The 9,318-nt window shown below is 72.0% G+C and carries 9 protein-coding genes; all 9 read right to left on the reverse strand.

The window, feature by feature from the left end; translation table 11 throughout:
* A complete protein-coding gene (locus ACFQRI_RS16240) occupies positions 1-537 on the reverse strand; it encodes an EF-hand domain-containing protein (protein ID WP_380669343.1) in 537 nt (178 codons plus the stop codon).
* An 89-nt stretch (positions 538-626) separates the two neighbouring features.
* Entirely contained in the window at positions 627-1,205 is a 579-nt protein-coding gene (locus ACFQRI_RS16245) for a hypothetical protein (RefSeq protein ID WP_380669344.1), read from the reverse strand.
* A 116-nt stretch (positions 1,206-1,321) separates the two neighbouring features.
* Positions 1,322-2,176, reverse strand: a complete 855-nt coding sequence (locus ACFQRI_RS16250; RefSeq protein WP_380669347.1) for a methylenetetrahydrofolate reductase — start codon at positions 2,174-2,176, stop codon at positions 1,322-1,324.
* A gap of 81 nt (positions 2,177-2,257) precedes the next feature.
* Positions 2,258-2,887: an MBL fold metallo-hydrolase gene (locus ACFQRI_RS16255; RefSeq protein WP_380669349.1), complete on the reverse strand. Its 630-nt coding sequence runs from the start codon at positions 2,885-2,887 to the stop codon at positions 2,258-2,260.
* Positions 2,887-3,942 (reverse strand): S-(hydroxymethyl)mycothiol dehydrogenase, encoded by a 1,056-nt coding sequence (locus ACFQRI_RS16260; protein WP_380669397.1) that lies wholly within the window; start codon positions 3,940-3,942, stop codon positions 2,887-2,889. Before ACFQRI_RS16260 ends, ACFQRI_RS16255 begins: the two co-directional genes overlap by 1 nt.
* A 99-nt stretch (positions 3,943-4,041) precedes the next feature.
* Entirely contained in the window at positions 4,042-4,629 is a 588-nt protein-coding gene (locus ACFQRI_RS16265; RefSeq protein WP_380669351.1) for a sarcosine oxidase subunit gamma, read from the reverse strand.
* The gene (locus ACFQRI_RS16270; RefSeq protein WP_380669353.1) at positions 4,622-7,462 is read right to left on the reverse strand and encodes a sarcosine oxidase subunit alpha family protein; all 2,841 of its coding nucleotides are present in this window, start codon (positions 7,460-7,462) and stop codon (positions 4,622-4,624) included. Before ACFQRI_RS16270 ends, ACFQRI_RS16265 begins: the two co-directional genes overlap by 8 nt.
* Complete coding sequence (locus ACFQRI_RS16275) at positions 7,459-7,728, reverse strand: sarcosine oxidase subunit delta (protein WP_380669355.1); 270 nt, start codon at positions 7,726-7,728, stop codon at positions 7,459-7,461. Before ACFQRI_RS16275 ends, ACFQRI_RS16270 begins: the two co-directional genes overlap by 4 nt.
* A gap of 218 nt (positions 7,729-7,946) precedes the next feature.
* Positions 7,947-9,176: a sarcosine oxidase subunit beta family protein gene (locus ACFQRI_RS16280; RefSeq protein ID WP_380669357.1), complete on the reverse strand. Its 1,230-nt coding sequence runs from the start codon at positions 9,174-9,176 to the stop codon at positions 7,947-7,949.
* Positions 9,177-9,318: the final 142 nt, after the last annotated feature.

The raw sequence follows: 9,318 nt of genomic DNA on the forward strand, positions 1-9,318 counted from the left end.
TCAGCCCGCGATGAGCTCGGCGTCGAGCCGGCCGTAGTGGTAGTCGCGGATCGCGGCCAGCAGCTCGTGCTCGGACAGCGCGCCGCGGCCGTCCGCGTCGACGCGCTCGAACGCCGTTGCCGCACCGCGCTCGTCCAGCCCGAGCACGGTCAGCCAGCGGATGAACTCCGAGCGCCCGATGCGGCCGTCGCCGTCGCCGTCGCAGACCTCGACGATCCCGGCGACCACCGGTCGCAGGGCTCGGTTGAACGCGGCTTCTCCGCGCTCGAAGATGAAGTCCTCCGCGACCTTGCGGAACTGCGCTTCGGTGATCGGTCCGGCGGGCGGGAGCTCGGCCTGGTGCGCGCAGAGCTCGAACAACCCGGCGAGTGCCTCCCGAAGCCGCGCGGTGGCGCGCGCTTCGGGAGCTCGGCCGAAGGTGGCCGCGATCTCGTCGGCCTCCCGCTCGAAGTCGGACCGGGTCAGCTCCCCGCTGCCGTCGGGGTCCCAGCGATCGAAGCGCTTCTTGATCCGCCCCTGCGCGACAACTCGCTCCACCCTGCACCGTCCACTGTTGACGTTCAACCCGAGCACGAGCCTAATCGACCGGGAGGTCTCGCGCCGGGGCCGAGAGGACAGCGCCGGCTTCAGCGGGACATCTCGTAGGTGCCGTTGAACTTCACCGAGCCGAGGCCGCCGGTAAGGCAGTCGCGGGCGATGCCCGCCGAATCGATGCGGCCGCGTCCGGTGTGCCGGTTGCCCTCGAACTCCCCGTCGGTGCTCTGCCCGGTGAAGGTGCCGGTGATCGGCTTGGACGGGTTGGCGAGGTCGCCGCGCATGTCGAGCGCGAACTTCGCGGTGCTCTTCCGGGTGCTGCCGTCGGCGTAGGTCCAGGTGATCTGCACGTCGCCGTCGACGTCGCGCGGCGGCGCGGTGCACGACATCCGCCCGTTCAAGGTTCCGCCGAACTTCGCGCTGGTGACGCCGATCCCGCTGCCGCTCCGGCAGGCCGTCGCCGCGCCGTCCACGCGGATCCGGGTGGACTCGCCCGAGGGGTTGAGGGAGAGCGCCGGGGAGAACCCGGCCTTGCCGGACAGGTCGCAGGACAGCAGCACTTCCGGGGCGGGCGCGGCGTGCGCGGCAGGCGCGGCGAACAGCAGGGGAGCGGCGAGCAGCGCCGCCACCGCGCCGAGAACGCCCGATTTCGTCCGGTTCTTGGGCACCATTCGGATCCGACCCCTTCGGCTTCGCGCGGGCTTCGGGGCGCTCGCCCCGACCTACGAGCAAGGATGGGAACACGACCGAACCGCGCGAGCAGGCCGAGTCGCACGATCGTGCGCGATCAGGACAACCGGGCGAGCCACCGCTGCCGCCAGCGCTCGGTGCTGGCGAGGTCGTTGAAGGTGAACAGGTGGAACCCGGCGAGCTCGTTGTCCGGGCGGCCGATCTGGTCGGCGATGCCGGAGACCAGCTTGTCCGGGCGGTAGCCGTTGGGCAGGAAGAACCGCCAGAGCATCGCGGACTGCTTGGCCAGGAAGCGGGCGGACTGCCCGAGCCCCAGACCGGCCGACACGCGGATCAGCTTCTGCCGGTTGATCGAGCCCGGCACGCCGACCCGGATCGGGGTGCGGACGCCCTCGGCGCGCAGCCGGCGGGCCCAGCCGATCGTGGTCTCCGGGTCGAAGCACAGCTGGGTGATGATCTCGTGGGCGAGGTCGGTCTTGCTGCGCAGCGCGCGGTCGATCACCGCGTCGGGCAGCTTGCCGTGGCCCTCGGGGTAGCCCGCGATGCCCACCGCGGGGAAGGAGCGACCGGTTTCGGCCAGCGCGACCAGCAGGCTCTCGGCGTCCGCGAACTCCCCGGCGGGTTCGGCGGCGTCCCCGCCGACGGCGAAGATCCGCTCCACCCCGGATTCCAGGAGCCGCGCGGCGATCTCGTCGAGCTCCGCGCGGTCGCGGACCAGCCGGGCGGGCAGGTGCGGGGCGGTCCGGTAGCCGTTCTTGGTCAGCCGGACGGCGAGCTCGACGGTCGCCTCGAGCCCCTTGGTCTTGGTGGCGGTGACCGTCAGCGGCACGTCCAGCGGGACGTGGGCGAGCACCGCGTCCTCGGTGCTGCGGAAGGGCAGCACCTCGTAGGAGGCGTTGCGCAGCGCCCCGGCGAGCGCGGCCCGCTGGCCCGCGGAAGGCTGAGACGGCATCGGGTGCTCCCCTCGGGTGGTCGGGTGAACCCGCCGGGAGCCGCGTCCTCCCGAGGGGTGACGCGGCTCCCGGCGGAGCGGCTAGTAACCGCGCTCGACCCACTCGTCGAACTGCGGGATGACTTCGCCGATGGTGGTGCCCGGGCCGTGGCCGGGGCGAACCTTGGTCGTCCTGGGCAGCTGGAGCAGCCGGTCGCGGATCGACGCGGTGATCGTGTCGAAGTCCGAGAACGAGCGCCCGGTCGCGCCCGGACCGCCGGCGAACAGGGTATCCCCGGTGAAGACGGTGCCGAGGTCGGGGCAGTAGAAGCACACCGAACCGGGGGTGTGCCCCGGCGTGTGCAGCACCTGCAGGTCCAACCGGCCCGCGGAGAACATCTGCCGGTCGACCAGCAGGGCGTCCGGCTGCCGCGCGGGGTGGGTCAGCTCCCACACCGGCAGGTCCGCCGGGTGCAGGTGGATCGGGGCCCCGACCGCGTCGGCCAGATCCGGAGCGACCCGCACGTGGTCGTCGTGGGCGTGCGTGGCCAGCACGGCCACCACCTCCCGGCCGGCGACCAGCTCGCGGACGGCGTCGACGTCGTGCGGCGCGTCGATGATCGCGCACCGGTCGTCGTCGCCGACCACCCAGAGGTTGTTCTCCACCTCGTGCACCTCGCCGTCCAGGGAGAACTTCCCCGAGGCGGTGGCGTGGTCCATCCGGATGCCCATCAGAACGTCACCACCGAACGCAGCACCTCGCCGCGGTGCATCTTCTCGAACGCGGCCTCGACCCCGTCCAGGGAGATCTCCTCGGTCACGAACTTCTCCAGCGGCAGGCGCCCCTGCAGGTGCATCTCGGTGAGCATCGGGAAGTCGCGCTCGGGCAGGCAGTCGCCGTACCAGCTGGACTTCATCGCGCCGCCGCGGGCGAACACGTCCAGCAGCGGCAGGTCCAGCCGCATCTTCGGGTCGGGCACGCCGACCAGCACGACCGTCCCGGCGAGGTCGCGGGCGTAGAACGCCTGCTCGTAGGTCTTGGGCACGCCCACCGCGTCGATGACCACGTCGGCGCCGTTGCCGTCGGTGAGCTCGCGGACGGCCTCGATCGTGTCGTTCTCGGCGGCGTTGACGGTGTGCGTTGCGCCGAACTCGCGCGCCCAGTCGAGCTTCTTGGGGTCGGTGTCGATCGCGATGATCCGCCGCGCCCCGGCCATCGCCGCCCCGGCCACGGCCCCGTCGCCCACGCCGCCGCAACCGATGATGGCCACCGAGTCGCCCGGCCCGGCCTGGCCGGTGTTCACCGCGGCGCCGATGCCGGCCATCACGCCGCAGCCCAGCAGCCCGGCCACCGCCGGTCGCGCTGCCGGGTCCACCTTGGTGCACTGCGCGGAGTGCACCAGGGTCTTCTCGGCGAACCCGCCGATGCCCAGCGCGGGCGAGAGCGGGGTGCCGTCGGCCAGGGTCATCGGCTGCTCGGCGTTGTGGGTGTCGAAGCAGTACTGCGGGCGGCCGCGCTTGCAGGCCCGGCAGCTGCCGCAGACCGCGCGCCAGTTGAGCACCACGAAGTCGCCGGGCTCGACGTCGTGCACGCCCTCGCCGACCGCCGACACGGTGCCTGCGACCTCGTGGCCGAGCAGGAACGGGTACTCGTCGCTGATCCCGCCTTCGCGGTAGTGCAGGTCGGTGTGGCAGACCCCGCAGGCCTGCACGTCCACCACGGCCTCACCGGGGCCGGGGTCCGGAACGTGGATCGTGGTGACCTCCACGGGCTTTCCCTCGCCCATGGCTACCACTCCGCGCACTTCGGTCAATTGCTGCTCCCATTCGTCGTCGGCAGGGTTCGTCGGAACCGCTGCTCGGGCCGCGTCGCTCCGACGCGGGGTTCAGCTCCGGTACTCGGCCGCCGCGTCGGCGAGCCAGTCGGCCAGGTAGCGCGCGAAGGAGGCGCGCACGAAGATCCAGTAGCTGGGCAGCTCGGCGTCCCGGCACAGCAGCACCACGCCGGCGCGGGCCAGCAGCGTCTGCGCGCACTGGTCCGAGGCGAAGGCGCGCCGGTGCAGGTCGAGAGCGCAGCCCTTGGCCAGCAGGTCGCGGGACTTCGGCCCGGAGACCTCGACGATCGTGCGGTGCCCCGAGACGTCGACGACCGAGCCGTGCTCCTCGCCGAGGGCGTCGTTCAGGGTGGACTGGAGCTGCTGCGCGCTGCCCTCGGGCCCGACCAGCAGCCACTCGTCCGGGCCCAGCCACAGGACCTGCAGGTGCTCGGTGCGCGCGACCTGGCCCGGCTGGTTGGGCAGCATCGCCCCGACGGCGGTGCCGATGCGCTCGGCCGCCGGGCTCTTCGGGTCGACGCGCAGCGCGACCTGCGCGGTGAAGGCCACTTCGGACAGCCGCAGCGCGCCGGGCACTGAGGACTCGGCCAGCACCTCGGCTCGGGCGGCCAGCGGGGATTCGCCGTAGAGCTCAGCCATCGCGACGGTTTCCTTCCTTGTCGTAGAAGACCGGCTCGGTGATCTCGACGGGCACGAGCCGGTCGCCGACGTGGCCGTAGATGGTCTGCCCGATGCGGTCCCGGCCGCTCTTCACCAGGGCGAGGGCGAAGGGCCGGTCGAGCGCGGCGCTGCGGTAGCTGGAGGTGATGTGCCCCAGCATGGGCACCGGCGGCTCGGGCAGCTCCGTGGACTCCACCAGCTGGGTGCCCTCCGGCACGACCGCCGAGTCGGCGGGCGGGAGGAGCCCGACGAGGTGCTTGCGGTCCTCGCGGGCGGTGTCGGCCCGGGTGAACGAGCGCATGCCGAGGAAGTCGTCCTTCTTCTTCGACACCGCCCAGCTCATCCCGAGGTCGTGCGGGGTGACCGTGCCGTCGGTGTCCTGGCCGACGATCGGGAAGCCCTTCTCGGCGCGCAGCACGTGCATGGTCTCGGTGCCGTAGGGCGTGATGCCGAAGCCGGAACCGGCCTCGTGCAGCGCTTCCCAGACCTCGCGGCCGTACCACCAGGGCACGTTGATCTCGAAGGCCAGCTCGCCGGAGAAGCTGATCCGGCACACCCGCGCGGCCCGGCCGGCCACCACGCCGTCGCGGTAGGACATGAACGGGAACGCGTCGTTGTCCAGGTCGATGTCCGAGGTCACCCGGGCCAGGACCTCGCGGGAGCGGGGTCCGGCCAGCGCGATGGTGGCCCAGTGCTCGGTCACCGAGGTCAGGTGCACCCGCAGGTGCGGCCACTCGGTCTGCAGCCAGTCCTCCAGCCACTCGAGGACGCCGGCCGCGCCGCCGGACGTGGTGGAGATCAGGTAGCGGTGCTCGCCGGTGCGCATCACGGTGCCGTCGTCGAAGACCATGCCGTCGGCGTGGCACATGACCCCGTAGCGGATCCGGCCGAGCTTGAGCGTGCTCATCTTGTTGGTGTAGACGAGGTCGAGGAACTCGGCCGCGTCCGGACCCTGCACGTCGATCTTGCCGAGCGTGGAGACGTCCTGCATGCCCACGCCGGTGCGCACCGCGTGGCACTCGCGCAGCACGGCGGAATCCATGTCCTCCCCGGGCTGCGGGTAGTACCAGGGCCGCTTCCACTGGCCGACGTTCTCGAACGGGCAGCCCTGCTCGAGGTGCCAGTCGTGCATCGCGGTCACCCGGATCGGGTCGTAGAGGTCGCCGCGGTCCCGACCGGCCAGCGCCGCGAAGGACACCGGGGCGTAGGGCGGGCGGAAGGTCGTCGCGCCGACCTCGGCGACCTCGACGCCGAGGAGCTCGGCGATCACGCCGGAGGACAGGATCCCGGAGGTCTTGCCCTGGTCGTGCGCGGTGCCGATGGTGGTGAACCGCTTGATGTGCTCCACCGAGGACATCCCGGCCCGGATGGCCTTGCGCACGTCGGCGACCGTGGCGTCGCGCGCCAGGTCCACGAACTGCTCGCCGTCGACGTCCGCCGACGTCCCGGGCAGCAGCCAGACCGGCTGCGGGGGCGTGACCGGGCAGGAGAAGGCGCTGGGCACGTTGGCGAAGTCGGCGTCGAAACCCGCTTCGCGCGCGGCGTCGCTGCCGGCCTCGGAACCCGAGCGCAGGCAGTCCGCCGTGCCGAACGTCCCGGCGGCCGCGCCCACCGAGCGCACCCCGCGAGCGCTTCGGCCCGGCACCAGGGCGCCGATCTCCTCGGAGTAGCGCACGGTTCCGCGGGCCTGGCTGTGCAGGTGCACCGCCGGGTTCCAGCCGCCCGAGACCAGCAGCAGGTCGCAGTCCAGCTCGGAGGGGAACGCCAGCGCCGACTCGCCGGAGGGCAGGCGGGAGATCTGCGCACCGCTGACCCGGTCGGTGCCCGAGGTTCCGGTGACCGCGCAGCTGGTCAGGATCGGGATGCCCCGCTCCACGCACCGCGCCGCCCACGACGTGGTGGCCGCCGGCCGCACGTCCACGACGGCGGCGATCTCCACGCCGGCGTCGTGCAGGTCGATGGCCGCGGCGTAGGCGCTGTCGTTGGTGGTGAACACGACCGCGCGGCGGCCGGGCAGCACGCCGTAGCGGTTCAGGTAGGTGCGGGCGGAGGTGGCAAGCACGGTGCCGGGCAGGTCGTTGCCGGGGAACACCAGGGGGCGCTCGTGCGATCCGGTGGCCAGCACGACCTCGCGGGCGCGGATGTGCCAGGTGCGCTGCCGGGTGAACGCGTCCTCGCCGCGGTGCTCGACGGCCACCAGGTAGTTGTCGTCGTAGCGGCCGAACACGGTGGTGCGCGGCAGCACCGTGACCTCCGGGCAGGCCTCCAGCTCGGCGGTGACCCGGTCGATCCAGCGCTGCGCCGGGGCGCGGTCGAGCTCCTCGCCGGTGCCCAGCAGGCTGCCGCCGAACTCGGTGTCGGCGTCGGCCACGATCACCCGGGCGCCGCTGCGCGCGGCGCTCAGCGCGGCGGCCAGCCCGGCCGGTCCCGCGCCGACGACCAGCACGTCGCAGTGCGCGTTGGTCGCGTCGTAGCGGGCCGGGTCCGGTTCGTCGGCCAGCCGTCCCTGCCCGGGAAGGCCGGTGGCCGCGAGCCCGTCGCGCAGCTCGACCGTGGTGGCGGTGAGCATCGGTTCCGGGAAGGGCTCCTCGACCTGCACGAGCGCGTTGGGCTCCTCGGGCCCGGCGGCCATGATCCCGCGCGGGCGCCCGTAGCGGATGCTGGTGCCGACCTGGTGCACGCCGTTGGCCAGCAGCGCGGAGGCCAGCGTGTCGCCGGCGTATCCCCGGTACTCCTGGCCGTCGAACCGGAACCGGACCGGGCGGTCGCGGTCGATCCGGCCGCCTTCGGCAAGCCTGTACTCGTTGCTCACCTCGTCACCGCCCCGTCTGAGTCGTTCTGGAAGATCTCGTTGGTCGTGGTGTCCCGGCGGATCGAGAACCACCGGCGGCAGCCCGCCTGGTGGTTCCACCGCTCGGCGAAGACGCCCTTCGGATTGGCGCGGTAGAACAGGAATCGCGCCCAGTCCGCATCGGACACGGCTCGCGGATCGGCCGGGTAGCTCACGTCGGCCTGACCGCCGTAGTGGAACTCGGTCTCGTTGCGCGGCCCGCACCAGGGGCAGGGAATCAACATCATGGCGAATCTCCTCGTAGGAGTTGGTTCACGGTGCGGCGTGAGCCGCTGTCTCAGGTGTGGGACTCAGCCGGCACCGCCGCGGGTTCTCAGACGTCGTCTGGGGAGGACAGCCGCAGTGCCGCGTACGCGCGTACTCAAATCGCGGATCCCGGAGCCAGGCGGCGTCTGAGGTTCCGCTGCTCGCACCGTCACGCAAACCCATTCTGAGAACCTCTTTCTCAGTGCGCCACGCCTGCGGCGCCGTGCTCGTCGACGAGGGCGCCGGTGGTGAAGCGGTCGAGGCTGAACGGGGCGTTGAGCGGGTGGGGCTCGTCGTTGGCGATGGTGTGGGCGTAGCACCAGCCGACACCGGGGGTGGCCTTGAAACCGCCTGTGCCCCAACCGCAGTTGACGTAGAGGTTCTCGAACGGGGTGAGCCCCATGATCGCCGAGGCGTCCGGGGTCACGTCCACCACGCCCGCCCAGGTGCGCAGCACGTGCGCGCGGGAGAACATCGGGAACAGCTCCACCGCCGCGGTGAGCTCGCGCTCGATGGTGTGGAACGAACCGCGCTGGCCGTAGGAGTTGTAGGCGTCGATGCCGGCGCCGAGCACCAGCTCTCCCTTGTGCGCCTGGGAGACGTAGACGTGCACCGCGTTGGACATCACCACCGTGGGGTGCACCGGTTCGAGGAGTTCGGAGACCAGCGCCTGCAGCGGGTGGCTCTGGATCGGCAGCGCCAGGCTGAGCTCGTCGGCCAGCACCGAGGTCGACCCCGCGGCCGCCAGGGCGACCTTGCCCGCCGCGATGTCGCCGCGGGTGGTGCGCACGCCGGTGATCCGGTCGCCGATGCGGTCGAAGCCGGTGACCTGGCAGTTCTGCACCAGGTCCACGCCCATGCGGTCCAGCGCGCGGGCGAAGCCCCAGGCGACGTGGTCGTGCTTGGCGATACCCGCCCGCGGCTGCCAGGTCGCGCCCATCACCGGGTAGCGCAGGTCTTCCGAGGTGTTCAGGATCGGGCAGACCTCGGCGACCTGCTGCGGGTCCAGCCACTCGGCGTCGATGCCGTTGAGCCGGTTGGCCCCAACCCGCCGCTTGCTGTCGCGGACCTCCTGCAGGGAGTGGGCGAGGTTGAGCACGCCGCGCTGGGAGAACAGCAGCGGGTAGTCGAGCTCCTCCTCCAGGCCCTCCCAGAGCTTCATGGCGTGCTCGTAGAGGCCGGCGCTCTCGTCCCAGAGGTAGTTCGAGCGGATGATCGTGGTGTTGCGGGCCATGTTCCCGCCGGCCAGCCACCCGCTCTCCAGCACGGCCATGTTGGTGATGCCGTGGTTGGCCGCGAGGTAGTAGGCGGTGGCCAGGCCGTGGCCACCACCGCCGACGATCACCACGTCGTAGGACGGTTTCGGGTCCGGGGAGCCCCAGAGCCACTCCGGGTGCTCCGGCAGGTCTGCACCGGGCGTGCGCGGCATCAGAGCCCTCCGTTCAGGTTGGGGTAGAGGGGGTGCTTGGCGGCGAGTGCTTCGACGCGGGCGCGCAGTTCGGCGCTGGTGGTCTGGTCGAAGGTGGGTTTGAGGGCTTGTGCGATGACTTCGGCGATTTCGGTGAATTCGT

Origin of the sequence: Saccharopolyspora griseoalba (genome assembly GCF_042665275.1) — a bacterium.
Taxonomy (GTDB): domain Bacteria; phylum Actinomycetota; class Actinomycetes; order Mycobacteriales; family Pseudonocardiaceae; genus Saccharopolyspora; species Saccharopolyspora griseoalba.

Coding starts and splice junctions, on each gene's coding strand:
- ACFQRI_RS16245 (WP_380669344.1), bottom strand. CDS start 1,205: ATGGTGCCCAAGAACCGGACGAAATCGGGCGTTCTCGGCGCGGTGGCG.
- ACFQRI_RS16250 (WP_380669347.1), bottom strand. CDS start 2,176: ATGCCGTCTCAGCCTTCCGCGGGCCAGCGGGCCGCGCTCGCCGGGGCG.
- ACFQRI_RS16255 (WP_380669349.1), bottom strand. CDS start 2,887: ATGGGCATCCGGATGGACCACGCCACCGCCTCGGGGAAGTTCTCCCTG.
- ACFQRI_RS16260 (WP_380669397.1), bottom strand. CDS start 3,942: ATGGGCGAGGGAAAGCCCGTGGAGGTCACCACGATCCACGTTCCGGAC.
- ACFQRI_RS16265 (WP_380669351.1), bottom strand. CDS start 4,629: ATGGCTGAGCTCTACGGCGAATCCCCGCTGGCCGCCCGAGCCGAGGTG.
- ACFQRI_RS16275 (WP_380669355.1), bottom strand. CDS start 7,728: ATGATGTTGATTCCCTGCCCCTGGTGCGGGCCGCGCAACGAGACCGAG.
- ACFQRI_RS16280 (WP_380669357.1), bottom strand. CDS start 9,176: ATGCCGCGCACGCCCGGTGCAGACCTGCCGGAGCACCCGGAGTGGCTC.